At 71.4% G+C, this 23,323-nt stretch carries 26 protein-coding genes and 6 pseudogenes; 23 read left to right on the top strand and 9 right to left on the bottom strand.

Annotated elements, in window-relative coordinates:
• Positions 1-182 precede the first annotated feature (182 nt).
• Positions 183-563, bottom strand: a complete 381-nt coding sequence (locus ACQ86J_RS14425; protein WP_431271630.1) for a hypothetical protein — start codon at positions 561-563, stop codon at positions 183-185.
• Between the two features lie 10 nt (positions 564-573).
• Here ACQ86J_RS14425 and ACQ86J_RS14420 point away from each other — a divergent pair, with 10 nt between their 5' ends.
• The 4 genes and pseudogenes from ACQ86J_RS14420 to ACQ86J_RS14405 all read left to right on the top strand — a co-directional run bounded on the left by ACQ86J_RS14420 (position 574) and on the right by ACQ86J_RS14405 (position 2,425).
• The gene (locus tag ACQ86J_RS14420; protein ID WP_431271629.1) at positions 574-1,185 is read left to right on the top strand and encodes a hypothetical protein; all 612 of its coding nucleotides are present in this window, start codon (positions 574-576) and stop codon (positions 1,183-1,185) included.
• A 53-nt stretch (positions 1,186-1,238) separates the two neighbouring features.
• Positions 1,239-1,385, top strand: a pseudogene (locus tag ACQ86J_RS14415) (histidine kinase dimerization/phospho-acceptor domain-containing protein); the annotation flags it as partial.
• A 319-nt stretch (positions 1,386-1,704) separates the two neighbouring features.
• Positions 1,705-2,118, top strand: a pseudogene (locus ACQ86J_RS14410) (ATP-binding protein); the annotation flags it as partial.
• Positions 2,119-2,296: 178 nt separating this feature from the next.
• Positions 2,297-2,425, top strand: coding sequence for a hypothetical protein (locus ACQ86J_RS14405; protein WP_431272832.1), 129 nt, complete (start codon positions 2,297-2,299; stop codon positions 2,423-2,425).
• A gap of 83 nt (positions 2,426-2,508) precedes the next feature.
• Here the strand turns inward: ACQ86J_RS14405 and ACQ86J_RS14400 are convergent, their stop codons facing one another.
• Together ACQ86J_RS14400 and ACQ86J_RS14395 are read right to left on the bottom strand one after the other, a co-directional pair.
• Complete coding sequence (locus ACQ86J_RS14400) at positions 2,509-3,783, bottom strand: bactofilin family protein (RefSeq protein ID WP_431271628.1); 1,275 nt, start codon at positions 3,781-3,783, stop codon at positions 2,509-2,511.
• A 224-nt stretch (positions 3,784-4,007) separates the two neighbouring features.
• Positions 4,008-4,592 (bottom strand): EI24 domain-containing protein, encoded by a 585-nt coding sequence (locus ACQ86J_RS14395; RefSeq protein WP_431271627.1) that lies wholly within the window; start codon positions 4,590-4,592, stop codon positions 4,008-4,010.
• Positions 4,593-4,683: 91 nt separating this feature from the next.
• On the opposite strand from ACQ86J_RS14395, the gene ACQ86J_RS14390 reads away from it, so the two are divergent.
• The 4 genes and pseudogenes from ACQ86J_RS14390 to ACQ86J_RS14375 all read left to right on the top strand — a co-directional run bounded on the left by ACQ86J_RS14390 (position 4,684) and on the right by ACQ86J_RS14375 (position 8,560).
• Entirely contained in the window at positions 4,684-5,802 is a 1,119-nt protein-coding gene (locus ACQ86J_RS14390; RefSeq protein WP_431271626.1) for an adenosine kinase, read from the top strand.
• Positions 5,803-5,812: 10 nt separating this feature from the next.
• The gene (locus ACQ86J_RS14385) at positions 5,813-6,193 is read left to right on the top strand and encodes a hypothetical protein (RefSeq protein ID WP_431271625.1); all 381 of its coding nucleotides are present in this window, start codon (positions 5,813-5,815) and stop codon (positions 6,191-6,193) included.
• 195 nt (positions 6,194-6,388) lie between these two features.
• Positions 6,389-8,220, top strand: a pseudogene (typA, locus tag ACQ86J_RS14380) (translational GTPase TypA).
• A 127-nt stretch (positions 8,221-8,347) separates the two neighbouring features.
• On the top strand, positions 8,348-8,560 hold the full coding sequence (locus ACQ86J_RS14375; protein WP_431271624.1) for an AbrB/MazE/SpoVT family DNA-binding domain-containing protein: 213 nt from the start codon (positions 8,348-8,350) through the stop codon (positions 8,558-8,560).
• Positions 8,561-8,760: 200 nt separating this feature from the next.
• Here ACQ86J_RS14375 and aqpZ read toward each other — a convergent pair whose 3' ends face one another.
• Positions 8,761-9,477, bottom strand: coding sequence for an aquaporin Z (gene aqpZ, locus ACQ86J_RS14370; RefSeq protein WP_431271623.1), 717 nt, complete (start codon positions 9,475-9,477; stop codon positions 8,761-8,763).
• A gap of 165 nt (positions 9,478-9,642) precedes the next feature.
• On the opposite strand from aqpZ, the gene ACQ86J_RS14365 reads away from it, so the two are divergent.
• The 3 genes and pseudogenes from ACQ86J_RS14365 to ACQ86J_RS14355 all read left to right on the top strand — a co-directional run bounded on the left by ACQ86J_RS14365 (position 9,643) and on the right by ACQ86J_RS14355 (position 12,027).
• The gene (locus ACQ86J_RS14365) at positions 9,643-10,608 is read left to right on the top strand and encodes an NAD(P)H-dependent flavin oxidoreductase (protein WP_431271622.1); all 966 of its coding nucleotides are present in this window, start codon (positions 9,643-9,645) and stop codon (positions 10,606-10,608) included.
• Positions 10,503-10,886, top strand: a pseudogene (locus ACQ86J_RS14360) (amidase family protein); the annotation flags it as partial. The gene ACQ86J_RS14365 and the pseudogene ACQ86J_RS14360, both read left to right, overlap by 106 nt.
• A 64-nt stretch (positions 10,887-10,950) precedes the next feature.
• Positions 10,951-12,027 (top strand): amidase, encoded by a 1,077-nt coding sequence (locus tag ACQ86J_RS14355; RefSeq protein WP_431271621.1) that lies wholly within the window; start codon positions 10,951-10,953, stop codon positions 12,025-12,027.
• 71 nt (positions 12,028-12,098) lie between these two features.
• On the opposite strand, the gene phnE (ACQ86J_RS14350) is transcribed toward ACQ86J_RS14355, so the two are convergent.
• From phnE (ACQ86J_RS14350) to phnC, 5 genes are read right to left on the bottom strand one after another with little or no spacing between them, the layout of a single operon-like run.
• Positions 12,099-12,926: a phosphonate ABC transporter, permease protein PhnE gene (gene phnE, locus ACQ86J_RS14350; RefSeq protein WP_431271620.1), complete on the bottom strand. Its 828-nt coding sequence runs from the start codon at positions 12,924-12,926 to the stop codon at positions 12,099-12,101.
• Positions 12,923-13,831, bottom strand: a complete 909-nt coding sequence (gene phnE / locus ACQ86J_RS14345; RefSeq protein ID WP_431271619.1) for a phosphonate ABC transporter, permease protein PhnE — start codon at positions 13,829-13,831, stop codon at positions 12,923-12,925. Before phnE (ACQ86J_RS14345) ends, phnE (ACQ86J_RS14350) begins: the two co-directional genes overlap by 4 nt.
• A 27-nt stretch (positions 13,832-13,858) precedes the next feature.
• Positions 13,859-14,494: a phosphate/phosphite/phosphonate ABC transporter substrate-binding protein gene (gene phnD, locus ACQ86J_RS14340; RefSeq protein ID WP_431272406.1), complete on the bottom strand. Its 636-nt coding sequence runs from the start codon at positions 14,492-14,494 to the stop codon at positions 13,859-13,861.
• Positions 14,400-14,849, bottom strand: coding sequence for a hypothetical protein (locus ACQ86J_RS14335; protein WP_431271618.1), 450 nt, complete (start codon positions 14,847-14,849; stop codon positions 14,400-14,402). The genes phnD and ACQ86J_RS14335 overlap by 95 nt, the downstream gene beginning before the upstream one ends.
• Positions 14,850-14,881: 32 nt before the next feature.
• A complete protein-coding gene (phnC, locus tag ACQ86J_RS14330) occupies positions 14,882-15,715 on the bottom strand; it encodes a phosphonate ABC transporter ATP-binding protein (RefSeq protein WP_431271617.1) in 834 nt (277 codons plus the stop codon).
• A 319-nt stretch (positions 15,716-16,034) separates the two neighbouring features.
• Here phnC and ACQ86J_RS14325 point away from each other — a divergent pair, with 319 nt between their 5' ends.
• From ACQ86J_RS14325 to ACQ86J_RS14270, 12 genes and pseudogenes are all read left to right on the top strand, one after another.
• Positions 16,035-16,553 carry a S1C family serine protease gene (locus ACQ86J_RS14325; protein ID WP_431271616.1) on the top strand — a complete coding sequence of 173 codons (519 nt, stop codon included), beginning with the start codon at positions 16,035-16,037 and terminating at the stop codon, positions 16,551-16,553.
• Positions 16,550-16,963 carry a S1C family serine protease gene (locus tag ACQ86J_RS14320; RefSeq protein WP_431271615.1) on the top strand — a complete coding sequence of 138 codons (414 nt, stop codon included), beginning with the start codon at positions 16,550-16,552 and terminating at the stop codon, positions 16,961-16,963. The genes ACQ86J_RS14325 and ACQ86J_RS14320 overlap by 4 nt, the downstream gene beginning before the upstream one ends.
• 159 nt (positions 16,964-17,122) lie before the next feature.
• A pseudogene (locus tag ACQ86J_RS14315) lies at positions 17,123-17,803 on the top strand (winged helix-turn-helix domain-containing protein).
• Between the two features lie 13 nt (positions 17,804-17,816).
• Positions 17,817-18,350 (top strand): hypothetical protein, encoded by a 534-nt coding sequence (locus ACQ86J_RS14310; RefSeq protein ID WP_431271614.1) that lies wholly within the window; start codon positions 17,817-17,819, stop codon positions 18,348-18,350.
• Entirely contained in the window at positions 18,245-19,297 is a 1,053-nt protein-coding gene (locus ACQ86J_RS14305) for an ATP-binding protein (protein WP_431271613.1), read from the top strand. The genes ACQ86J_RS14310 and ACQ86J_RS14305 overlap by 106 nt, the downstream gene beginning before the upstream one ends.
• A 61-nt stretch (positions 19,298-19,358) precedes the next feature.
• On the top strand, positions 19,359-19,619 hold the full coding sequence (locus tag ACQ86J_RS14300) for a hypothetical protein (RefSeq protein ID WP_431271612.1): 261 nt from the start codon (positions 19,359-19,361) through the stop codon (positions 19,617-19,619).
• Between the two features lie 88 nt (positions 19,620-19,707).
• Positions 19,708-20,061, top strand: coding sequence for an enoyl-CoA hydratase-related protein (locus tag ACQ86J_RS14295; RefSeq protein ID WP_431271611.1), 354 nt, complete (start codon positions 19,708-19,710; stop codon positions 20,059-20,061).
• A complete protein-coding gene (locus tag ACQ86J_RS14290; protein WP_431271610.1) occupies positions 20,046-20,501 on the top strand; it encodes an enoyl-CoA hydratase-related protein in 456 nt (151 codons plus the stop codon). Before ACQ86J_RS14295 ends, ACQ86J_RS14290 begins: the two co-directional genes overlap by 16 nt.
• Positions 20,498-21,388, top strand: coding sequence for an amidohydrolase family protein (locus ACQ86J_RS14285; protein WP_431271609.1), 891 nt, complete (start codon positions 20,498-20,500; stop codon positions 21,386-21,388). The genes ACQ86J_RS14290 and ACQ86J_RS14285 overlap by 4 nt, the downstream gene beginning before the upstream one ends.
• A gap of 15 nt (positions 21,389-21,403) precedes the next feature.
• The gene (locus tag ACQ86J_RS14280; RefSeq protein ID WP_431271608.1) at positions 21,404-22,189 is read left to right on the top strand and encodes a class II aldolase/adducin family protein; all 786 of its coding nucleotides are present in this window, start codon (positions 21,404-21,406) and stop codon (positions 22,187-22,189) included.
• Between the two features lie 134 nt (positions 22,190-22,323).
• Positions 22,324-22,743: pseudogene (locus ACQ86J_RS14275) on the top strand (hypothetical protein); the annotation flags it as partial.
• On the top strand, positions 22,710-23,318 hold the full coding sequence (locus ACQ86J_RS14270) for a D-2-hydroxyacid dehydrogenase (RefSeq protein WP_431272405.1): 609 nt from the start codon (positions 22,710-22,712) through the stop codon (positions 23,316-23,318). The pseudogene ACQ86J_RS14275 and the gene ACQ86J_RS14270, both read left to right, overlap by 34 nt.
• Positions 23,319-23,323 lie beyond the last annotated feature (5 nt).

Genomic DNA, 23,323 nt, shown 5'->3' with positions numbered 1-23,323 from the left:
CGGGCGATACGGGGGGCTTACGGCGGTTTCGTCCAGCCCCAAACCGTCCTCATGCCCCATGCCGGCCAGCCAAGCGCTAGCGCGGCCACAATCTTCAAGCGACATACAGCTGAAGTTGGTGCAACCTTGGGTGAGGGGATGTTAGAGCGTCGCCGCAGCGCGCCGGTGATCGGTGCGCCAGGTCAAACCATGTCGGCCAATCTCCCAGTCGCCCCCGCAGATCCATCGATCCGCCCGGCCAGGCCGGTGCCGCGCGTCCTGAAGCCGCCCGCGGCGCGACTGCGGCCGACGCTGCTGGCCTTGCTCGGCTGGCTCGCCTGTGCCGCGGCGATCACCTCGGGACCCGCTTCTACCTCGATGCCGCCTGGCATCATGCCCAGGCTGGCCTGACGACCGAAGCTCAGGCCGGCGCCGCGGCGCTGGAACAGAACCTGTTGCGGGTCTTCGAGGTGGTGACCGCGCAGCTTGACCTGCTCGAGACCCGGGAGCGGATGCTGGCCGGGCATGAGGAAGCCGCAGTGCTCGGGATCGAGGCGCACCTCGTTGCGGAGCGTGAAGGCCAACCGCTTTGGCGTGACCTCCGCCGCGTCGGTCGGCCTCGACGGCTTCATCCGCTACGGTACGAACCCGGGGCTGGAAGGCGCCTATATCGGTGACCGAGAGGCCATCGCGGCCCAACTGCGCGGCGATTGGTCGGGTCTGGCCGTCAGCCGCCCCGTGCTGGGACGGGTCAGCAAGCGCTGGAGCGTGCTCGTTACGCGGCCGCTGCGTGATGCCGGAGGGCGGCTCCAGGGAGTTGGCTCGGTGGTGCTGGATCCGGTCGCGCTCGGGGCCGACCTGGCGACGCAGATGCCGCAGCCGGGCCGCGTCGCCATCCTGCGCGGGCTGCCCGACGGCACCATCCTGGCGCGCAGCCGGGAGGCCGAGGCAGATTTGGCGCGCACCCCGGCGCCCGAGCATCCGCTGATCCTGGCGGCACGCGCGGCTCCTGCCGGTACTGTCGAGTACCGCCGCGCCCGCGACCTGCGCCCGGTGCTGGCGGCATGGCGGGTACCCCCGGGCTGCCGGTCGTCGTCGCCGCGGTGCTCGATGTGGATGCCGAATTGGCCGATCTACGAAGCCATCAGATCACCGTCATCCTTGGCGCCGGGCTGCTGGCGACCTTCGGCCTCGGCCTCGCCCTGACGCTCGGCGCCTGGTCGGCCTCGCAGCAGGACCGCGCCAAGCTGGCTGAGGCGATGGCGCAGCAGCGCCGCGACATCATGGCCATGCTGGTGCACGAGATCCGCACGCCGCTAACCGGCGTGCTCGGCTTCGGCCGGCTGCTGGCCGAGGCGCCGCTGCCGCCCGAGCAGGCGCGCCAGGCGGCGATGCTGGCCGATTCCGGCCAGTTGCTGCTCGCCTTGCTGAATGACATCCTCGACCTGGCCAAGCTGGATGCGGGCAAGGTGAACCTGGAGGTGCTGGCCTTCCGTCCCGCCGAGGTGCTGGCCGGCGCCGCCGCGCTCGCCGCAGGCGCGGCAGAGGCGAAGGGGCTGGCGCTGGTGGTCGATCTGGCGCCCGGACTGCCGGACTGGGTGGCGGGCGACCCGACCCGACTGCGGCAGATCATCGGCAACCTGTTGTCCAACGCAGTGGAGATTCACCGAGGCCGGCACGGTCACCCTCACGGCGCGGGCGGCAGAGCGGCGGCCGGATGGCGGGGTGGTCCTGGCAATCGAGGTCCGCGACACCGGCATCGGCATCGCCGCCGAGGCCTTGCCGCGCCTCTTCACCCTGTTCGAGCAGGCGGATGCCGGCACCACCCGGCATTTCGGCGGCACCGGGCTCGGCCTGGCGATCTGCCGTCGGCTGGCCCTGGCGATGGACGGCGGCATTACCGCCGAGAGCCGGCCCGGGGCGGGCAGCTGCTTCCGGGTCCATCTGCCCTTCGGCCCGGCCGAGGCGCCGCCGGAACAAGCCGTCGCGTTGCCGGCCGAAGCCGGCGGTCCGGCCCAGGCCTCGCTCCTCGTGCTGGTGGCGGATGACACCCGGGCGAACCTGGAGCTGATCGTGACCTATCTCGGCCGGGCCGGCCATCGTGCGGTCACCGCCGGTACCGGGGGCGAGGCGGTCGCCGCGGCCGAGGCGGAGCGCTTCGACGTTATCCTGCTCGACCTCAACATGCCCGGCCTGGACGCGGCCCGGCGCGGCGCGGCCGATCCGTACCGGCACCGGCCCGAACCGCCGCACGCCGATTCCTGCCCTGACGGCGGGTGGCGAGGAGGCGGACTGCGCCCAGGCGCTCGCCTCGGGCATGGATGCCTATCTTACCAAGCCGATCAGCGAGGCGGGGCTGCTGCAGGCCCTGGCTGCAGCGGTGTCGATGCGGGAGACGGCCTGCCACGGCAAGCTGCGTCCGCAGGTAAAGGCCGTGCCGCTGTGATGGCTGGCTTTCCGGGCGAAGTAACCCCTGCCGCTGCGCGGTCGGGCCCGGCATGACGGCAGGCCGCCCCCGGCTGCCGCGGCTCAGACGTCCGGGCTGGCCGGCGAGGCAGCTGGGCCGATCGCCGCGGGAATCGGCCGGGCCTGCTGCGCGCCGGCGATCTCGCTCAGGCGAGGCGGCCTCGGTACGCTGCTCGGCGCCCTGTGCCCGTGCCGCGGCATGCGCGACCGAAAGCCCATGGCCGGCAGGATAGAGGATGAGGTCGAGCGCGCAGGCCGGCCCGGCATAAAGCCAAACCTCGGCATTGCCTTCCGGCCGGCGTAGGGCGGGCTCGCCCAGCCAGCGGCGTAGGGTGTCCGGCCCGGCGCCGAGCAGCCCGGCGGCGCTGGCGGGATGCCCAGCGGCAGGATCGACAGCCAGGGCAGGGCGGAGGTCGGACCGGCCGAATCCGGGTTGCGGCAGGGGCGGTGCGGTGGTGCCGATCCGGAGCAGCGCCGCCTCCGGGCCAAGCGGTGCCACCGCCGCCAGACCTCGCTTGGCCGCTTTCCAGCGCCGTCCGCATGGCGACGGCTTCGCGGTCGCCCGCCGCGGCACAGCCGGCTGGCAGCAGCAGCAGCAGGAATCGGAGGCGGGGCGCCATGGCCGCGCATTCTCCGGATCGGGCATCGCGTGACGCGGGCCCGGGTGGGGACCCGCCGCCAGTTGCCCGGCGGCGGGCGCAGGCTCAGGCGTCGGCGGGCGCCGGCATCACCGGGGCGGGCGTCGCCGGGCGTGGCGTGGCGGAGGCCTGGGCCTCGGTCAGCATCTCCATGCGTCCGGAAACCTGGCCGCCTTCCTCGACGGAGAGCTTCCGGCAGCGAGCGATACCGCTTCACCTTGCCGCTGGCGCGGATCACTAGGCTGTTCCGGGCGGTGATGGTGCCGTCGAACAGGCCGGCGATCTCGGCGTCCTCGACCTGGACCTCGCCCTTGAAGATGCCGGCCTGGGCGACGAAGAGTTCGCTCGCCTGGATCATCTGGCTTTCGACGGTGCCCTCGACCACCAGCCGCTCGGCGTCGGCGACGGTGCCCTGCAGGCTAATGCCGCGCCCGACCACCAGCGTCCGGCGCTCGCCGGGATCGATCCGGCCGGTGGGCCGGGCCGGCACGCCGACCGGGGCGGGGCGGATGCCGACATTCGGCGCGGCGGGAGTGGCGTTCGGCTTCGAGCCAGAGAGCATGTTGGGCGCGTCCTTGGATGCTGGGCGGAATGGCGGCACGCCGAAGTCGGAATCCTTGGCGGCGGGAATCGCCTCCGGTGTCGGGTCGGCGGCCGGCGTGGCCGGCCTGTCGTCACGTTTGCGGCCGAAGATGGCCATGCTGTCCCCCTTCAGATCGGTACGGCGGACAATGCGTCGGGAGGTCCCGCGCGGCGTGTCGCGCAATGCGACGGGGCTACCATGCGGGCTTGCGCACACACAACGGCGACATCGCATTCCTGCGAGGATTTTGCAGGATATTTCGCATCAGCTGCGATGCAGCAGGTGGGTCATGGCGGCAGCGCCGAAAACCGGAACCAGAAGGTTAACGATCGGAACAAAACTTAGCGCCGAAAGCAGGGCGCCGAGCGCCAGGACTGGCCCCTCCCGGCGGCGCCGCAGCAGCCTCGATCTGCCAACCGACATACGCCGTTGCGCCACCCCTCGAACAGCCCGTGGCCCAGCGCCACGGTGCCGATGAGCCAGAGCGCGGCCGCGCCGAAGGGGGGCGTGAACAGGGCGAGCGGCAGGGCGAGCAGGGAGACCGCGGCCACCTTCAGCCCGAAGCCGATGTTGAAGGCGGTCTGCGCCCCGAGCCCGGCACCGCGCGCCGGTGGCAGACCGGGATAGTGCCGCCGCTCCACCGCCGCCGAGACCGGGTCGAGGAAGATCCCGGCAATCGCCAGCATGGCCGGGACGAAGAGCCAGAAAGCGAGTCCAAGGGTCAGCACGCCGCCCGCAGTCGCTGCCAGGGTCGCCAGCCAGCCCTCGCCGCCGGCCAGCGCCCCGGTGCCCCAGGCGGCCAGCGCTGACAGCCCGGCGAAGACTGCGACGGCCCCGAGGAACCCCTTGAACAGCGGACCGAGGAAGGCGGGGTCCGGCAATTGACGCAATGTCAGGAGACAGGCAGCGAGCATCGATCCATCCATGCGGCGTTCCGGTTGCCGCCCCATGGTGGGGCGGCTATCCGGTCCGGACCCCGCCCGCAACGCAAGCCAGCCCCATGAGGTCGCGACCGACATGAGCGAGCCCACCCTCGATATCCTTGGCATCGGCAACGCCATCGTCGATGTGCTGGCCCGCGCCGAGGATGGCTTCCTCGAGGCCCATAACCTGGCGAAGGGCGCAATGCGCCTGGTCGGGCCGGAGGAGGCGGAGGCGCTCTATGCCGCGATGGGGCCGGGCACCGAAAGCTCGGGCGGCTCGGCCGGCAATACCTGCGCGGTCGCCGCGGCGCTGGGCGCCAGGGTCGGCTTCCTCGGCAAGGTGGCGGACGATCAGCTCGGCCGGGTCTTCGCACACGACATCCGCGCCGCCGGCGTGCATTTCCCGACGGCGCCCCTGGCCGGCGGTGCGCCAACAGCACGCTGCCTGATCCTGGTGACGCCCGACGCGCAGCGGACGATGAACACCTTCCTCGGCGCCTGCGTGGAATTCTCGGCCGCCGATGTGGCCGAGGCCGAGGTGGCCCGCGCCAAGGTCCTCTACATGGAGGGCTACCTGTTCGACCCGCCGGCGGCGCAGGCGGCCTTCATGGAGGCGTCGCGCATCGCCCACCGGCATGGCCGCCAGGTGGCGCTGAGCCTGTCCGACGCCTTCTGCGTGCAGCGCCATCGGCAAGCCTTCCGCACGCTGGTGCGGGAGGAAGTCGATATCCTCTTCGCCAATGAGAGCGAGATCCTCGCGCTCTATGAAACCGAAGACTTCGAGGCCGCGGTGGAGTTGGTGCGGGGAGAGGTGGCGCTGGCCGCGCTGACCCGCAGCGCTGCCGGCAGCGTGATCGTCGCCGGCGAGGCGCGGCACGAGCTTGCCGCGGTGCCGACCAAGGTAGTGGACACCACCGGGGCCGGCGATGCCTATGCCGCCGGCTTCCTGGCGGCCCATACCCGCGGCCTGACGCTGCCGGACTGCGGCCGCTGGGGATCGGCGGCGGCGGCCGAGGTGATCTCCCATTTCGGCGCCCGGCCGCAAGCCGACCTGGAAGGCGCTGGTCGTTGCCGGCACGGGGAACCGACCGGTCTCTGCTGTGTTGGGTTGACGCGGGCCGGAACGCAACGGGGACGCGAAAAATCCCCGGGCGGTTCGGATCCGGTCATGGCCGCTCACTGGGAGATGGCGGGCCGGCCCCGCCCCGGATGAGAGAGACCCCATGCGTCGAACCGAACTCCTGGCTACCGCGCTCGGCGTGGTGCTGCTTGCCACCCCTGCCTTCGCCGACTGCATCGGCAACGTGAACGAGGCGTCTGACCGGTCCGGCTTCATTGTCCTGGCCCAAGGCGGCGCCGGCGCCGATAGCGGCGGCACAGGCGGCCTGTCCAGTGCCACCCCGGGCTCGCCCGCTGCCGGCAATCTCGGCAGCACGCCGCAGAACATGCAGGGCCGTAGCCAGCAGCCGGCCCAGGGTGCGGCGGTGCCGCTGGCCCCGACCACCGGGCGCGGCGCTCCCGATCCGAGCGCCAGTGCCGGCGCCAAGGCGGAAGCCCCCGGTGGCACCGCGGTGATGCCGGGCGATCGCACCAACCGGCGCTGAACCCCGCGGCGGGGCCTCCGGCCCCGCCCTGCGCGCAGGTTCCGGCTGCCCTGCGGCATTCAAGGCTCGCTTTTCCGACGCCGGCATCCTATCTCGTGCGCCGCAACATGCCGCCTGCCTGCGCCGCACGTGCCCGTCGCCTCCTGCGACCGGGCCGCGTCGTTCTGCGTTGCGGCGCCCAGGGAACTACCCCGTATGGAAATCCGCAACGTCGCGATCATCGCGCATGTCGATCAGTGGCAAGACCACGCTGGTCGACAATTTGCTGAAGCAGGCCGGCGCCTTCCGCGCCAACCAGCACGTTGCCGAGCGTGCGCTCGATCGCAACGACCTGGAGCGCGAGCGCGGCATCACCATTCTTGCCAAGTCCACGGCCGTCGAGTGGAAGGGCGTGAAGATCAATATCGTCGACACCCCCGGCCACGCCGATTTCGGCGGTGAGGTCGAGCGCATCCTGTCGATGGTGGACGGCGCGATCGTGCTCTGCGACGCCGCCGAGGGGCCGCTGCCGCAGACCAAGTTCGTGCTGACCAAGGCGCTGGCCCGCGGGCTGAAGCCGATCGTGGTCATCAACAAGGTCGACCGCCAGGACGCCCGCGCCGACGAGGTCCACAACGAGGTCTTCGACCTGTTCGCCGCGCTCGGAGCGACGGATGAGCAGCTTGACTTCCACACCATGTTCGCCTCCGGCCGCCAGGGCTGGGCCGACATGGAGCTTGAGGGCGCGCGCAAGGACCTCTCGCCGATGTTCGACCTGATTCTCTCGCATGTGCCGCCGCCGAAGGTCGAGCTCGACAAGCCCTTTGCGATGAACGCCGCGATCCTCGAGGCCGACAACTTCCTCGGCCGCATCCTGACCGGCCGCGTCGAGCAGGGCATCGGCCGGGTCAACATGCCAGTGAAGGTGCTGCGGCAGGACGGCAGCCAGGTCGAGACCGGCCGGCTGACCAAGCTGATGACCTTTTCCGGCCTCGACCGCGTGCCGGTGGACGAAGTGCAGGCGGGCGACATCATCGCCATCGCCGGCCTGTCCGACGCGACGATCCCGGACACCATCTGCGCCCCCGAGGTGATGGAGCCTCTGCACGCCATCCCGGTCGACCCGCCGACCCTGGCGATGACCTTCCGGATCAATGACGGCCCACTTGGCGGCCGCGAGGGCAAGAAGGTCACGTCGCGGCAGATCCGCGACCGTCTCTTCAAGGAGACCGAGGGCAACGTCGCCATCAAGGTGAAGGTGTCCGAGGAAGTCGATGCGTTCGAGGTGGCCGGCCGCGGCGAGCTTCCAGCTCGGCGTGCTGATCGAGACGATGCGCCGCGAGGGCTTCGAGCTGACGATCGGCCGGCCGCGCGTGCTGACCCGTCATAACGAGGAGACCGGCGAGCGCGAGGAGCCCTACGAGGAAGTGCTCGTCGACGTCGACGAGGGCTATTCGGGCGTGGTCGTCGAGAAGCTGTCGATCCGCAAGGGCGTGATGCAGGACATGCGGCCGTCCGGCGGCGGCAAGATCCGCATCACCTTCGAGATCCCGTCGCGCGGCCTGATCGGCTACCACGGCGAGTTCATGACCGACACCCGTGGCACCGGGCTGATGAACCGGCTGTTCCTGGGCTATCGGCCCTGGGCCGGGGTGATCCCGGGCCGCCGCAACGGCAGCCTGATCTCCTCCGAGCCGGGCGAGGCCATCCAGTACGCGCTCTTCTACCTGCAGGAGCGCGGCACGCTCTTCGTCGACCCGGGCGTCAAGGTCTACGAGGGCATGATCCTCGGCGAGCATTCCCGCGAGAACGACCTCGACGTGAATCCGATCAAGGAGAAGAAGCTCACCAACATTCGCGCTGCCGGCAAGGACGAGGCGCTGCTGCTGACCCCGCCGCGGCGGATGAGCCTGGAGCAGGCGATCGCCTATATCGAGGACGATGAGCTTGTCGAAGTGACGCCGGGCGCGATCCGCCTGCGCAAGCGCTACCTCGACCCGCATGAGCGCAAGAAGCATGCGAAGCGGTCGGAAAGCCAGGCGGCCTGAGGCTGCCCGACCGGTAGTGAATTCAACGGCGCCCTGCCTCGCAGGGCGCCGTTGTCGTATCCGCGCCCTGTTGCATCCTGTCCCGCGCACGGCGTAAGCCGGCCAGGTCGGTTCGGATGGGAACGGAATGGCGAAGCTGCCGAATGCACCGCGGATGCTGCGGGCCCGGGTGGACGCGAAAGGGCGAATCACCGTGCCGAAGGCCCTGCGCCTGCAACTGGGCCTGACCCCCGGCAGCCAGGTCCTGCTGCGCGCGGTCGGAGAGGAGTTGCACGGCGTCGCCGCGCCCGCCCTGCTGCGGCGCCTGCGTGCGGCAGGGCAGGGCTGCGGCGCCGCTTGACCGAGATCGAGCCGGAGCGCGATGGCTGAGCATGGTGATATGCCACTGAAGCGTTGAACGCCCGTCGCCCGGATCAAGAAATCGTTGCCGCGGGGGCCCACCGCGGATCGGCTCCGGGCCGAACCGGCAAGCGGGGTCGAGCCGCGGCGGCTGCGCCGACCTGCGAGGGGCGAGGGCCTTGCGGCCCTCTACCCTGACGCTCAGCGCGTTTCCGCCGCGCGCACCGACATCGCCTCGCCGCCCTCGAGCACCTTGTGGACGATCCCGCCGACGACCGCGCCGAGGATCGGGGCCACCCAGAACAGCCAGAGCTGGGCGATGTATTCGCCGCCGGCGAAGATCGCCACGCCCGTGCTGCGGGCCGGGTTCACGCTGGTATTGGTGACGGGGATGCTGATCAGGTGGATCAGCGTCAGGCAAAGGCCGATGGCGATCGGCGCAAAGCCGGCCGGCGCCCGGGCCGAGGTCGCGCCGCAGATCACCACCAGGAAGAAGGCTGTCAGCACCACCTCGCAGACGAAGGCGGCGACCAGCCCGTACTTGCCGGGCGAGAGGTCGCCGAAGCCGTTCGAGGCGAAGCCGGCGGTCTCGAAGCCCGGCTTGCCGCTAGCGATGACGAACAGGATTGCCGCGCCGGCGACCGCGCCCAAAACCTGGGCGACGATGTAGCCCGGCGCCTCGGAGGCTTCGAACTTGCCGGCGGCGACCAATCCGAGGGTGACGGCCGGGTTCAGGTGGCAGCCGGAGATATGGCCGATGGCGAAGGCCATGGTCAGGACGGTGAGCCCGAAGGCGAAGGAGACGCCGAGCAGGCCGATGCCAACTTGCGGGAAGGCGGCGGCCAGCACGGCGCTGCCGCAGCCACCAAGGACGAGCCAGAGGGTGCCGAGGAACTCGGCGGTGAGCTTGCGCTGCAAGGATGATCTCCCGGTATATAGAACGCTCTTGGAGCGGCACAATCTTCCCTGGTTACGACGCTGCTGCAAGTGGACCGGTGACAAATGCAAGTGGCTTGATACCGGAGGCTGCCCAGCGCTGGCCGGTGCGGGTAGGCTGCACCGAACAGCCGCCCCGGAAATGCCATGCCGCCGCAGATCGAAAACCGTGTCACCCGCCTGCTCGGCATCCGCTACCCGATCGTTCAGGGCGGCTTGGCTCGGGTGGCCACCGCGCCGCTCGCCGCGGCCGTCTCCAATGCCGGCGGGCTGGGGCAGATCGCCTCGGCCGGGCTGGACGGACCCGAGGCGCTGCGGACGGAAATCCGTCGCTGCCGGGCGCTGACCGCGCTGCCTTTCGCGGTAATTCTTCCGATCGGCCGGCAGGACATCTGGCCGGGGCTGGAAGCGGCGCTGGAGGAAGGTGTCGGGATCATCGCGCTGACCGCCGGCAACCCCGCACCGTATATCAAGCGATGCCAGGAAGCGGGGGCGAAGACCCTGGTGCTGACCGCCGGCCCCGAACTCGCGCGAAAGGCCGAGGCGGTGGGCGCCGACATGGTGGCGACCGTGGGGTATGAGGGCGGCGGGCATATTGGCCGGTCGGACGAGACCACGCTGGTCATGGTCCCGCGCGTCGTGGCCGCGGTGAAGATCCCGGTGCTCGCCTCGGGCGGCATCGCCACCGGGGCCGGGCTGCTGGCGGCCCTTGCCCTGGGGGCGGAGGGCGTCGAGATGGGCACCCGCTTCGTCGCTACCGCCGAGGCCCGGGCGCATGCCGCCTACAAGCAGGCGCTGGCTGCGGCGGCGCCGGGCGACACCATGATCATCAAGCGGACCTTGGGCATGCCCGGCCGCGTGCTGCGCAGCCCGCATGCCGAGGCGATCACCGCCGCCGAGGCGGCCGGCGCGCCGCAGGCGGAGATCGTCGCAATGATCGCCGGCGCCATGAACGCGCGCGGCACGGATGATGGCGACCTCGCGGGCAGCTATGTCTGGGCCGGCCAATGCGTCGGGCTTTTCGACCGCGTCGAGGGCGCGGGCGAGGTGGTCGCCCGGATGGCGACCGAGGCCGCCGATGGCATGACCCGCCTGCGCGGCCTGTTTCCGTGACCTCCGCCCTGGAGGCCCGCATGGATCGCGACCCCGCCCTGCTGCCCGCGACCGTGCTGGCCGGCCGCTTCGCCCGCGGCGCGCTCTCGCCGGTCGAGGCGCTAGAGGCGATCCTGGCGCGCGTTGCCCGGCTAAACCCGCGGCTCAACGCCATCATCGCCCTCGACGAGGCGGGCGCCCGGGCCGCGGCCCAGGCCAGCGAAGCGCGTTGGCGGGCCGGCACCCCGCTCTCGCCGCTGGACGGCGTGCCCTTGACGGTGAAGGACAACATCACCGTCGCCGGCCTGCCCTGCGCTTGGGGCAGCCCGATCTTCCGCGACGTCGTGCCGGAGCGGGACGAGCGTGCCGGTCGTGCGCGCACGGGGGGCGGGCATGGTGGTGCTGGGGAAAACCAACGTCCCGGAATCCACCCTGCAGGGCTATACGGACAACACCGTCCATGGCGTCACCCGCAACCCATGGAACATCGCGTTGACGCCGGGCGGCTCCTCCGGCGGCGCGGTCGCGGCGGTGGCCGCGGGGCTCGGGCCCTTGGCGCTCGGCACGGATGGCGGCGGCTCGATCCGCCGGCCGGCCAACCATGCTGGGCTGGTCGGGCTGAAGCCTTCAATCGGTCGGGTGCCGCGCTGCGACGGGCTGCCGGCCATCCTGCTCGACCTCGAGCAGATCGGCCCGATCGCCCGCACGACAGCGGACCTGGTGGCCTTGCTGGCGCTGCTCGCGCCGCCGGATGCGCGCGACCCGGCCTGCCGCGCCATGCCGCCCTTCGCGGTGCCGCCGCTTGCGCCGCGCCAGCGCATCCTCTTCGTCCCGCGGCTCGGCAGCAACCCGGTGGACCCGGAGATCGCCACGAGTGTCGCCATCGCCGCCGCGCAGCTCGGCGGCCTCGGGCATCATATCGAGGAGGGCGAGGCGCCCTTCACGCTGGATGAGCTCAACGCACTGTTCAGCCCGGTGGGGCAGGCGGGGCTCGCCTGGCTGTTGGCGGAACGCGGCGGGGAGCCGGCGGCGCCGATGCTGCGGGAGATGGCGGCGGCCGGCCGCGCGCTGTCGCCGCAGGCGGTGTTCGGCTCGGTGGACGGGATCGCCGCCTTCCGCCGCCGGATGGCGGGTTTCTTCGGCGCCTGGGACCTGATCCTGACGCCGGCCGCCGCGGCGCTGCCCTGGCCGGCCGAGCAGGTGGCGCCGCCCACCATCGACGGCCGGGCGGTCGGCCCGCGCGGCCATGCGGTCTTCACCAATTTCGCCAACCTCGCCGGCCTCCCCGGCATCGCGCTGCCCTGCCAGCCGTCGGAGGCGGGCCTGCCGATCGGCTTCCAGCTGGTCGGGCCCTCGGGGGCGGATGGCCTGCTCTGCGCCCTGGCCGCCGAGTGGGAAGCTGCCCGCCCCTGGGCCGACCGCTGGCCCGAACTGGCCTGACTATAGGGTTCCAAGGGCCTTTCGGCCTTTGGCAGGGGAGGCGTGGAGGGGACGGCGTCCCCTCCACTCTCTCACCCGCCGATCAGCCGCTTGCGCAGCCTGGCGGAGAGCCAGTCGATGGTGGCGACGATCACCACCATTAGCAGGATGATGAAGGCCACCTCGTCCCAGGCCCTGACACGGATGCGCTCGGAGATCTGCAGCCCGATCCCGCCCGCCCCGACCACGCCGAGGATCGCCGCCGAGCGCGTGTTGCTCTCGAAGAAATAGAGCGCCTGGGCCAGCATGACGGGCAGCACCTGCGGCAGCACGCCGAAGCGGAGCCGTTCCGCCCAGCCGCCGCCGGCCGCGGTGACGCCTTCGGTCTGCCGCGGCTCGATGTTCTCGATCGCCTCGGCATAAAGCTTGGCCAGCACCGCGATGTCGGCGGTGGCGATGGCCAGCACGCCCGCGAGCGGCCCGAGCCCCACGGCCCGCACATAGGCCAGCGCCCAGATCAGCTGGTCGATGCCGCGGAAGCCGTCGAAGAGCCGCCGGACCGAGAAGCGCAGCGCCCAGGCCGTCACCACATTGCCGGCGCCGAGGAAGCCGAGCGGCAGGGCGATGAGCGCGGCGATGCAGGTGCCGAGGAAGGCCATGGCGACGCTTTCCGCCAAGCCCTGCAGGATCTCCTCCCATTGTGCGCCGGGGGAGGGCGGCACCATCAGCCGCAGGATGGTGGCGAGGCCCTCGAGCCCGCTCCACAGCCGCCGCGGGGTGAAGCCAGATTGCGCCAGCGCCCAGCCCAGCCAGAGGAGGAAGGCGACCGCCGCCAGACCGCGCAGCAGCCGGGTGCGCGGCGTCGCGCCGAAGGCGGCCGGCAGCCGCGTCCGCCAGGCGGCCACATCGGATGCGCTCATGCCAACCGGCCGATCACTGCGTGCCGCAGCCGCTCCGACAGCAGGTCGATGGCGGCGACCGCGAGCAGGATCAGCAGCACGATGGCGCTGATCTCCTCGTAGTAGTTCTGCGCGATGACGGTGTAGAGTTCCTGCCCGATCCCGCCGCCGCCGACGAAGCCGATGACGCTGGCCGAGCGCAGGTTGATCTCGAAGCGCAGCAGCGCGTAGCTCAGCAGGTTCGGCGCCACCTGCGGCAGGATGGCGAAGCGGCAGGCCTGCGCCCAGGACCCGCCCGCCGAGCGCACGCCGTCCCAGGCGCCGAGGCCAGTATTCTCGATGGACTCAGCGAAAAGCTTGCCGCAGGCGCCGGCGGTGTGCAGGGCGATGGCCAGGATGCCGGCCAGCGGGCCGACGCCGAAGGCCCAGACCAGGATCAGCGCGAAGACGATCTCGGGCACCGTCCGCATCGCCTCCATGCCGCGCCGTGCCGCCTGCGTGGCCGGCCAAGCGGCACCGAGGTTGCGCGCCGCGGGAAAGGCCAGCAGCAGCCCTGCGGTGGCGCCCATCAGCGTGGCGAGGGCCGCCATGTTGGCGGTCTCGAAGAGCAGCCAGGCCCAGGAATCCAGCCGATAGAACCAAGCGGCGAGGCTGCCCTCGGTCTCGCTGCCGGCGAAGAGCACGGCCCAGCGCAGCGTCGGCAGCAGCCGCTCGAAGTATTCGCCGGCGCGCGGCAGGCCGGCGGCCAGCGTTGCCGGCCGCACCTCGCTGACCCAGGCGGCGGCGAGCAGGCAGGCGAGCAGCAGGCCGAGGCCGACCAGCGTGGCTGTTCGGCGCTGGCGGACCTCCGCCCGGTAAGCGTATTCGCCGCGCTCGACCGCGTGGGCGGCCTGTCCTGGCGCGGCCGAGTCAGGCCTCCGGCGCATGGCGCCTCCGGCCATCGGACGCGCCGCTCAGTTCCGCCGCCGGCGCTCCACCGCCTCCTGCTTCCGCATCTCCACCATGAAAACGTAGTCCTGGTGGGTGACCTCGCGGTAGCCGGCGCCGCCGCCGCGCTCGATCTGCCGGTAGATCTCCGGATGCGCCTTGGGCAGGGCCAGGTGGAACAGACGCATGTCCTCCTTGAAGGACTCCGGCAGGTCGGTGCGGACGGTCTGCGGCCCGTTGATGATGGGCTCCGAGGTCCAGATCACCCGCATCTGGTGCATGTCGAGCAAGCCCTTCTCGACCATGGCCCGCAGCGTGCCGCGGGTATAGCCGGCGTTGACGTCGCCCTGGCCGGAGGCCCGGGTGACGGCGGCGTCGTACTGCTTCTGCACCACGGCGATGATCGCCTGCTCATGCCCGCCGGCGAAGCCGGTGCGGCTGAAATACTGCTCGGGGTTCACGCCCTGGCGGCGCAGCGCGAAGCGCGGGATCAGGTAGCCGCTGGCGGAGTTGGGGTCGGACCAGGCCATGGCCTTGCCGCGCATGTCCTCGAGCGTCCGGATGCCGCTATCGGCCCGCACCAGCATGACCGCGACATAGCTGACCGATCCGTCCGCCTCCTCGGTGGTCAGCAGCGGCTCGACGCCCCCGTTGGTGTCCACCCAGGCGGCGGCATAGGCGGCCGGGGACATGTTGGCGATGTCGAAGCTGCTTCGCCCCGAAGGCCTGGATCACCCCGGCATAGTCGCTGGCCGGGTAGAGCCGGGCCGGGACCTTGAAGGTCGCCTCGATCAGGTCGCGGTAGGGGCCGAAGCGGCCGAGCCGGTCGGACTCGTTCTCCCCGCCCAGCAACCCGATACGGACCTGCTTCATCTGGGCCCCCCAGGCGCGCGGCCCAGCCTCGGGGAAGGTCACGTCCGGGTCGAGGCTGCGGCGCGGCGGCCAGGCGGTCTCCGCCATGGCCGGGATGCCGAGGCTGGCGGCGAGCAGGGCGCCGAGGGCGCGACGCGTGGTCATGGGTCTGGTCCCCGTCCGGAAAGGCGGCCGGATCATGCCATCGCCGGGCGCGGCTGGGCAGCCGCCGCCCGCGCCGTGGCCTCGGCGGCAAATTCAGCCTCGGTGATGCCGTAGACATCGCGCACCCGGGCGGCGTCCAGCGCCTCCGGCGGCCCGTCGAAGACCACCCGCCCGGCCTGCATCGCCAGGATCCGGTCGCAATATTCCCGCGCGGTGTCGAGGTGGTGCAGGTTGACCAGCACGGTGATCCCCTCCGCCCGGTTCACCTGGCGCAGCGCCTCCATCACCGCCCGCGCATTGGCCGGGTCGAGCGAGGCGATCGGCTCGTCTGCCAGGATCAGGCGTGGCTCCTGCAGCAACGCGCGGCAGAGCGCGACGCGCTGCTGCTGGCCGCCCGAGAGCGTCTCCGCCCGCTGCAGCGCGACCTCGACCAGGCCGAAGCGGTCGAGCGCGGCCAGCGCCATGGCGCGCTCCCTGGCGCTGAAAGCGCCGGTCAGCAGCACCAGGGCACGGCGCAGGCCATGCTGGTGCGCGAGGCGCCCGACCAGGACATTGGTCAGCACGTCCAGCCGCTGCATCAGGTTGAACTGCTGGAAGACCATGGCGCAGTCGCGCCGCCAGGCCCGTAGCGCCCGGCCCCGCAGGGCAGTGACGTCCCGTCCCTCGGCCAGGATGCGCCCGGCGCTGGGCTCGACCAGCCGGTTCACCAGCCGCAGCAGGGTGGATTTCCCAGCGCCGGAGCGGCCGATGATGCCGAGCATCTGCCCGGCCGGGACGGTGAGGCTGACTCCGTCCACCGCGGTGGTGGCGCCGAAGCGCCGCGTCAGCGCCTGCAACTCCAGCATCGTCGCCCGGGAAGCCTCCATCCGCCCTGCCTACCCCAGTCGTCGCTGCCGGCGAACCCCATCCGCGTTTAAGCTTGGGGGGTCAAGCTATGGGCAGGGAGGTTGAACCGCCGCATGCATCCTCCCAGAATTGTACCGAGACCGCTTTTGCTTTCGCCACGATCGAGGACCGCCATCCTGCCTTCCGCCCCGCTGCCGCGCCGCAGGCTCGGCCTGTCCGCCACTGCCCTGCTGCTCGCGGCCCCGCTGCTGCCCCTCGCGGCCTGCGCCCCCGCCGCGGCGCAGCGCGGAGCCCCTGGTCGCCGACTTCGCCGATCTGGCCGAGCGGGTACAGCCCGCCGTGGTCAATATAGCCGTCACCTCGGAGCAGCGGGCGGAAATCCCGCCCGAGCTGCGCGGCACCCCTTTCGAGCGCTATTTCCGCGACCGCCAGCGCAACCGCCGGCAGGAGGTGATGGGCGCCGGCAGCGGCTTCGTCATCGACCCGGCCGGCTACATCGTCACCAGCAACCATGTGGTGGGTAATGCCAGCAAGGTGGTGGTGGCGCTGCAGGACGGCTCGGAACTCACCGCCCGGGTGGTTGGGACGGATGAGCTGACCGACCTGGCGCTGCTGAAGGTCGAGCCCCGCGCGCCGATGGTCGCGGTGCCCTGGGGGTCCTCCTCGGCCGCCCGGGTCGGTTCCTGGGTCCTGGCGGCGGGCAATCCCTTCGGCCTTGGCGGCACGGTGACGGCGGGCATCATCTCCGCCCGCGGGCGGGAGATTGGCGCCGGCCCCTTCGATGACTTCATCCAGACTGATGCTGCGATCAATCCCGGCAATTCCGGCGGTCCGCTGTTCAACCCGGCGGGGAGGTGATCGGCATCAACACCGCCATCTACTCGCCTTCCGGCGCCTCGGCCGGGATCGGCTTCGCCACCCCTTCCGATCTCGCCCGGCCGGTGGTCGAACAGCTGAAGCGTGAGGGGCGGGTGGAACGCGGCTGGCTCGGCGTCTCGGTGCAGGACGTCGTGCCGGAGGACGGTCGAGCCGGCCGCCGCGGCGTGATGATCGCCGGGATCGAGCGCAACAGTCCCGCCGGCCGGGCCGGGCTGCGCCAGGGCGACCTGGTGGTGGCGATCAACGGCGACCGGATCGAGACCTCCCGCGCCCTGGTCCGCACCGTCGCCGGCTTCCCGCCGGGCCAGACCCTGCGCCTGACCGTGCTGCGGGAAGGGCGGGAGCGCGAACTGCCGGTGCAGGTCGGCCGGCGGCCAAGTGCCGGATGATGCGCCGCCTCGGGCGGTGATGGTGTAGAATCAATCTGCCCGGCAGGCCGGCGGTAACCCGGCCCGGGGGCAGGAATGGACAGGATCGGCCCAGGATCGACTCCCGCGCGCCGCTTCGCGCGGGCCGCGCCGGCAGGGACCGAACGAGGACGGGATACGATGCGGATTCTGCTGGTCGAGGACGATGCCGAGGTCGCGCGCTTCGTGCGCAAGGGTCTGCAGGAGGCCGGCCATACGGTCGAGCACGCGACCAATGGCCGCGACGGGCTGTTCCTCGCGGCCTCCGAGCAATTCGACATGCTGGTGCTCGACCGCATGCTGCCGGGGGCGTCGACGGGGTGCGGCTGGTGGAGACCCTGCGGAGCCAGGGCAACCGCACGCCGGTGCTGTTTCTCTCGGCGCTCTCGGCGGTCGATGAACGGGTTAAGGGCCTGAAGGCCGGCGGCGACGACTACCTCACCAAGCCCTTTGCCTTCGCCGAAGCTGCTGGCCCGGGTCGAGGCGCTCGGCCGCCGTCCTTCGGTCGATGCCCCGGCGACCAAGCTGAGGGTCGCCGACCTCGAGCTCGACCTGCTGTCGCGCACCGTGACCCGCGCGACCAAGCGGATCGACGTCCAGCCGCGCGAATTCCGCCTGTTGGAGCACCTGATGCGGCATGCGGGCCAAGTCGTGACCCGCACCATGCTGCTGGAGAAGGTCTGGGACTACCATTTCGACCCGCAGACCAATGTCATCGACGTCCATGTCTCCCGCCTGCGGCAGAAGCTGGACAAGGGCTTCGACAGGCCGCTGATCCATACCGTCCGCAACGCCGGCTACATGATCCGGGCGGAGCCCTGACCGGGTCCGAGGAATGAGCGAGCGGGCCCGCCCGGCGCCGGGCATGCCGCTGCCCAGGCGGCTCGGGCGGCGCCTTGGTCTGCGGCCGGCCCATGTCGCGGCCGGCCCGCCCAGCTTGGCACTCGGCCCGCCGCGGCTGCTGCGAAGCGCCGGGCTGCGCTTCGCCGTGCTCTTCGCCGCCATGTTCGCCTTCGCCGCGGTCGCGTTGGTCGCGGTGCTGTGGTGGGCGACCGCCGGCGCGCTCGACCGGCAGACCGATGCCGTCGGTCGCGCCGATGCAATCGCCCTATCCGAGCGCTGGCGGGAGGCCGGTAATGCCGGCTTGGCCGAGGCGATCGAGGAACGGCTGGCTGTCGATGTCGAGAACGAGGCCATCTACCTGATGATGGAGGCAGAAGTGGCCGACGCATCGCCGGCAACCTCGACGGTTGGCCAAGGGGCATGGCGGAGACCGGGCCCTGGTTCCGCACCCGGGTGCTGCATGACGGGCTGGCGGTGGATGCCCGGCTGCACCGGCTGGAACTGCCCGGCCTACGGCTGCTGGTAGGCCGCGACGAGACCGAGCGGACCGAGTTGCGCCGGTTGCTGACCGAGGGCGTGGTCTGGGCCTCCGGCGCCGTGGTGCTGTTCGCCCTGGCCGGCGCTTGGCTGATCCGCCACGCGCTGCAGGCCCGGATGCGACCGGCCTTCACCACCACCGCAGCAATCGCCGGCGGCGACCTCTCCTCCCGCGTGGCGCTTTCAGGCAGCGGCGACGAGTTCGATCGGCTGGCGCAGACGCTGAACATCATGCTCGACCGCATCGGGACGTTGATGGAAGGCGTGCGGGGCGTGTCTGACGCCATCGCGCACGACCTCCGCACCCCGATTGCGCGGGCCCGCGCCAAGCTCGAGGACGCGCTGGCGACCTCGGAGGACGAGGAATCGCTGCGCGCGACGGTGGAGCAGGGCATCGCCGACCTGGACGCCATCAGCCGGATCTTCCAGGCGCTGCTGCGGATCGCCGAGGCCGAGGCGGGGGCGCGGCGGGCGGCCTTCGCGCCGCTCGACCTGGTGCACGTGCTGGCAGATGCGGCCGAAATCTACGAGGCGACGGCCGAGGCGCGCGGCCTGCGGCTGGAGACCAAGCTGCCGGAACGGCTGCCCATGGTCGGCGACCGCGACCTGCTGCTGCAAGCGGTGGCGAACCTGCTCGACAACGCCATCGACTCACCCCGGCCGAGGGCACCGTGCTGCTCTCGGCCGCTGCGACCGAGGCCGGGATCGAGGTCATGGTGGCGGATGACGGACCCGGCCTTTCGCCCGAGGACCGGTCCCATGCCGGGGAGCGCTTCTTCCGCGCCGATAAGGCGCGCGCCACCCGGTTCCGGTCTCGGCCTGTCGCTGGTGCGGGCGGTGGCGCATCTGCATGGCGGCGAGGTGGCGCTGGAGGATGCGGTGCCGGGCCGCGTGCCGCCCGGTCTCCGCGTGGTGATCCGGCTGCCGCGAGGATGACCTAAGCGTCATGTTCCGCCCACCGCCGCTTCAAGGGCCGGGCTGCACTGTCCCGCCCGCAATGACCGCCGCCCTTACGCCCCCTGCGATGCTGCTGGCCCTGGTGGTCTCCGCCGCGGCAGAGCCAAGCCCGCGTGTCATCACCGACACGCCGGAATACTGCTCCAGCCTGGTGGTGCGGCTGGCCGGGCTGCCGGCGGCGAAGCAGGAGCCGTCCCGCAGCTTGGCGGCGGAGGGCGAGCGGCTCTGCGGCACGGGGCATGTCCGCACCGGCATCGCCAAGCTGCGGCGCGCGGTGCGGGCGGCCCAGGTCACGCCCTGACTGGGCAAGCTTTGGCTGGCCTGGCTTGAGAGGTCGGGCGACCGCCCCTAAGCTTCCTCGAAAGATTGGGGAAGCGCCGTGAGCGAGATTGCTGTTCGAGACCACCGGCGGCATCGCCACCATCACCCTAAATCGCCCGGATGCAGGCAATGCCTTCACGCTGGAGATGCTGGCGGATTGGGAGAAGGCCCTGCGGGTCTGCATTGCCGACGACGCGATCCGCGCCGTGGTGCTGACTGGAGCGGGGCGGATCTTCTGCTCGGGCGGCGACGTCAAGCGCATGGCGCGGGTTGCCGCCGGCGGGCGAGACTGCCTGGGATCGCGGCCAGTACTTGGTCAACCATGTCCACCGCATCCCGCTGACGCCTGCAGGAGCTCGACAAGCCCTATGTCGTTGCAATCAATGGCGCTGCGACCGGCGCCGGCATGGACATGGCACTGATGGGCGACCTGCGCTTCGCCGCCGAAAGCGCGCGCTTCGCTGAGAGCTACATCAAAGTCGGGTTTGTCGCCGGCGATGGCGGCGCCTGGATGCTGCCGCGGCTGATCGGCACGCCGAAGGCGCTCGAGATGCTTTGGACCGGCGATTTCGTCTCGGCGCAGGAGGCGGAGCGGATCGGCCTGGTGAACAAGGTGCTGCCCGACGACCAGCTGATGCCCCATGCCATGGCGATGGCCGAGCGGCTGGCGAGCGGCCCGACGGTCGCCATCCGGCCTGATGAAGCGCATGGTGAGGCAGGGCGCCAACAGCAGCTTTGCCGAGGCGCTGACCTATGCCGCAAGCTGCACCGGCGTGGTCGCCGGCACCGAGGACTATCGGGAGGCGACCGCGGCCTTCGCCGAGAAGCGCAAGCCCGTGTTCAAGGGGCGCTGACCGGATGACCCGCCCCTGCGTCCCCTATTTTCCGCCCGGCCGCCGCCCCGGCTTCGCGGTGCCGCCCGGCGCCTGCGACAGCCATGTTCACGTCTTCGGCCCCTATGACCGCTTCCCGCTGGCCGAGGACCGCGGCTACACCCCGGTCGAGGCGCCGGTGGAGGCCTTCGTCGCGCATCTCGATGCCTTGGGCTTCGAGCGCGGCGTCATCGTCACCGCCAGCGCCCAGGGCACCGACAACGGCGCCATGCTGGACGCGCTGCGGCGCTACCCCAGCCGCTTCCGCGGCGTCGCCGTGCTGCCGCCGGAGGCCACCGACCGGACGCTCGACGATATGACCGCGGCCGGCGTGCGCGACCTCCGGCTCAACCTACTGCGCGGCCCGGCCGGCGAGCGCACCTACCGCAACGGCGTCGGCTATGACAGCCTCAAGGCGCTCGGGCCCCGCATCCGCGAACGCGGCTGGCACCTGCAGGTCTGGATCCATGCCCGCGACCTGGCCGAGGCGCTGCCGCTGCTGGAGCCGCACGGGATGGACCTGGTCGTCGACCACATGGGCCGCATCTCGACGGAACACGACACGCCGGAGCATCCGGGCTTCCGCCTGCTGTGCGACCTTTTGCGGGACGGCCGCGCCTGGACCAAGATCTCCGGCGCCGACCGCATCACCGGCGGTGAGGCGCCCTGGGCGGCGGCCGATCCCTATGCGCGGGCGCTGCTGGCGGCGAATGCCGGGCGCTGCGTCTGGGGCACGGACTGGCCGCATATCGCCTATTTCGACCGGCCGATGTCGGAGGATGCGGCATTGGCCGAGACGCTGGCGCGCTGGATCCCCGATGCCGCCGTGCTGAAGGCCGTGCTCGTCGACAACGCCGCCCGGCTCTACGACTTCTGAGGGAGGACCCGAGACATGCTCGACGCCGCCGAATACCGCATCCCGTCCATGCGCCACCGGGTGAGCCCGGAGGAATGGCAGGCCCGCATCGACCTCGCCGCCTGCTACCGGCTGGTCGACCTCTACCACATGAGCGACCTGATCGCGAACCACGTCTCGGTCCGCGTCCCCGGCGAGGACACCTTCCTGATCAACCCGTACGGCATGCTGTACGAGGAGATCAGCGCCTCCTCGCTCATCAAGATCGACTATGACGGCAACGTCGTGCTGAAGCCCGACTTCCCCGGCACCGACTACGGCGTGAACCGCGCCGGCTTCGTCATCCACTCGGCGATCCATAAGGCGAAGCACGACATCGCCTGCGTCGCCCATACCCATACCTGGCCGGGCATGGCGGTCTCGACCCTCGAATGCGGTCTGCTGCCGAATACCCAGACCAGCATGCGCTTCGCGCATATCAGCTACCACGACTTCAGCGGCGTGGTGCTGGACCTGTCGGAGCAGGAGCGGCTTGTGCGCGACCTCGGCGACAACAACGCGATGATCCTGCGCAACCACGGCCTGCTGACGGTCGGCAACACCATCCCGGAATGCTTCAACGCGCTGCACCGGCTGGAACTGTCCTGCAAGACGCAGATCGCCGCGATGTCCTGCAACAGCCCGATGATCAAGGTACCGGACGAAGTGGTGGAGAAGACCTGGCTGAACTACCAGCCGCAGACCCGGCGGCCCTTCGGCGTGCTCGACTGGCCGGCGCTGCTGCGCAAGCTGGACCGCATCGACCCCAGCTACCGCGATTAGCGTCCTACTAGCGAAGCTCGCAGCCACTGACTGCGAACGGAGCGGACCAGCAGGCCGCTGACAACAAAGCCTAGTGGCGCGATCCCAGGGCGCCGCCACTGGCGGCGAACTTCGGAGTCGGGACACTGGACACTATGCGCGTGCTCATTTCGGATGTCGGCGCCGCGCGCCACGGCGACCGCATCCGGGATGCCGTGCCGGAGGCCGAACTCGTGCCCGTGGCGCCCGAGGGGGCGCTGCCGGATGCGGCGGGCGTCGAGGTCGCCTTCGTCACCCGCGACCTCTTCGTCGGTGGCACGCGGCACCGGCTCAACCCGCGCTTCCTCCGCTTCATCGACCTGCTGAAATCCGCCCCGGCGCTGCGCTGGGTGCAGACCTTCTCCGCCGGCACCGACATGGCGGTCTACCAGGAGATGCTGGCGCGCGGCCTGGTGCTGACCAACAGCACCGGCGCCAGCGCGCCCGCGGTGGCGCAGACCGCGGTGACCGGCCTGCTGGCGCTGGCCCGGCAACTCCCCGCATCGCTGCGGCGCAGGCGCGCCATGCCTGGGAACCTCTCTATGCCGAGCCGGAGCCGCGCGAGGTCGAGGGCCAGACCGCCCTCGTCATCGGCACTGGCCCGATTGGCCAGGAGATCGGCCGGCTTTGCCGCGCCTTCGGCCTGCGCACGGTGGGCATCCGCCGCGACGCCGCGGCCGGCCCGCCGCCCGGCTTCGACGCCGTGGCCGGCTTCGCCGCGCTGCCCGACATGCTGCCACGCACCGATTGGCTCCTCCTCGCCTGCCCGCTGACCGAGACCACGCGCGGCCTGATCGATGCCCGCGCGCTCGCCCTGTTGCCGCCCGGGCGGCACCTCATCAACGTCTCCCGCGGCGGCGTGGTCGAGGAGCCGGCGCTGCTGGAGGCGTTGCGCAGCGGCCACCTCGCCGGCGCCTTCCTCGACGTCTTCACTATGGAGCCGCTGCCGCAGGAGAGCCCGTTCTGGGATCTGCCCAACGTCATCGTCTCGCCGCACAGCGCGGCGGCGTCCGACGGGCTGCCGGAACGGGTGGCAGCGATCTTCTGCGAGAACCTGCGGCGATACCGGAGCGGCGAGCCGTTGCGGAACGTCGCTCGGCCCATCGCCTGAGATGG

The organism is Dankookia sp. P2, from assembly GCF_050632255.1.
In the GTDB taxonomy this organism is placed as follows: Bacteria; Pseudomonadota; Alphaproteobacteria; order Acetobacterales; family Acetobacteraceae; genus Paracraurococcus.
Note: the sequence above shows the minus strand (reverse complement) of the source record. Positions and strands in the feature narration are given on the sequence as shown.

What these genes read in the sequence shown, in the direction of transcription:
- ACQ86J_RS14335 (WP_431271618.1), bottom strand. Translation starts at nt 14,849, where the DNA reads ATGACCACGCGTCGCGCCCTCGGCGCCCTGCTCGCCGCCAGCCTCGGC.
- phnE (WP_431271619.1), bottom strand. Translation starts at nt 13,831, where the DNA reads ATGCGCCGGAGGCCTGACTCGGCCGCGCCAGGACAGGCCGCCCACGCG.
- phnE (WP_431271620.1), bottom strand. Translation starts at nt 12,926, where the DNA reads ATGAGCGCATCCGATGTGGCCGCCTGGCGGACGCGGCTGCCGGCCGCC.
- ACQ86J_RS14385 (WP_431271625.1), top strand. Translation starts at nt 5,813, where the DNA reads ATGCGTCGAACCGAACTCCTGGCTACCGCGCTCGGCGTGGTGCTGCTT.
- phnC (WP_431271617.1), bottom strand. Translation starts at nt 15,715, where the DNA reads ATGGAGGCTTCCCGGGCGACGATGCTGGAGTTGCAGGCGCTGACGCGG.
- ACQ86J_RS14305 (WP_431271613.1), top strand. Translation starts at nt 18,245, where the DNA reads ATGGCGGAGACCGGGCCCTGGTTCCGCACCCGGGTGCTGCATGACGGG.
- ACQ86J_RS14375 (WP_431271624.1), top strand. Translation starts at nt 8,348, where the DNA reads ATGGCGAAGCTGCCGAATGCACCGCGGATGCTGCGGGCCCGGGTGGAC.
- ACQ86J_RS14365 (WP_431271622.1), top strand. Translation starts at nt 9,643, where the DNA reads ATGCCGCCGCAGATCGAAAACCGTGTCACCCGCCTGCTCGGCATCCGC.
- ACQ86J_RS14300 (WP_431271612.1), top strand. Translation starts at nt 19,359, where the DNA reads ATGACCGCCGCCCTTACGCCCCCTGCGATGCTGCTGGCCCTGGTGGTC.
- ACQ86J_RS14290 (WP_431271610.1), top strand. Translation starts at nt 20,046, where the DNA reads ATGGACATGGCACTGATGGGCGACCTGCGCTTCGCCGCCGAAAGCGCG.
- ACQ86J_RS14310 (WP_431271614.1), top strand. Translation starts at nt 17,817, where the DNA reads ATGAGCGAGCGGGCCCGCCCGGCGCCGGGCATGCCGCTGCCCAGGCGG.
- ACQ86J_RS14285 (WP_431271609.1), top strand. Translation starts at nt 20,498, where the DNA reads ATGACCCGCCCCTGCGTCCCCTATTTTCCGCCCGGCCGCCGCCCCGGC.
- ACQ86J_RS14395 (WP_431271627.1), bottom strand. Translation starts at nt 4,592, where the DNA reads ATGGATGGATCGATGCTCGCTGCCTGTCTCCTGACATTGCGTCAATTG.
- ACQ86J_RS14280 (WP_431271608.1), top strand. Translation starts at nt 21,404, where the DNA reads ATGCTCGACGCCGCCGAATACCGCATCCCGTCCATGCGCCACCGGGTG.
- ACQ86J_RS14400 (WP_431271628.1), bottom strand. Translation starts at nt 3,783, where the DNA reads ATGGCCATCTTCGGCCGCAAACGTGACGACAGGCCGGCCACGCCGGCC.
- ACQ86J_RS14390 (WP_431271626.1), top strand. Translation starts at nt 4,684, where the DNA reads ATGAGCGAGCCCACCCTCGATATCCTTGGCATCGGCAACGCCATCGTC.
- ACQ86J_RS14405 (WP_431272832.1), top strand. Translation starts at nt 2,297, where the DNA reads ATGGATGCCTATCTTACCAAGCCGATCAGCGAGGCGGGGCTGCTGCAG.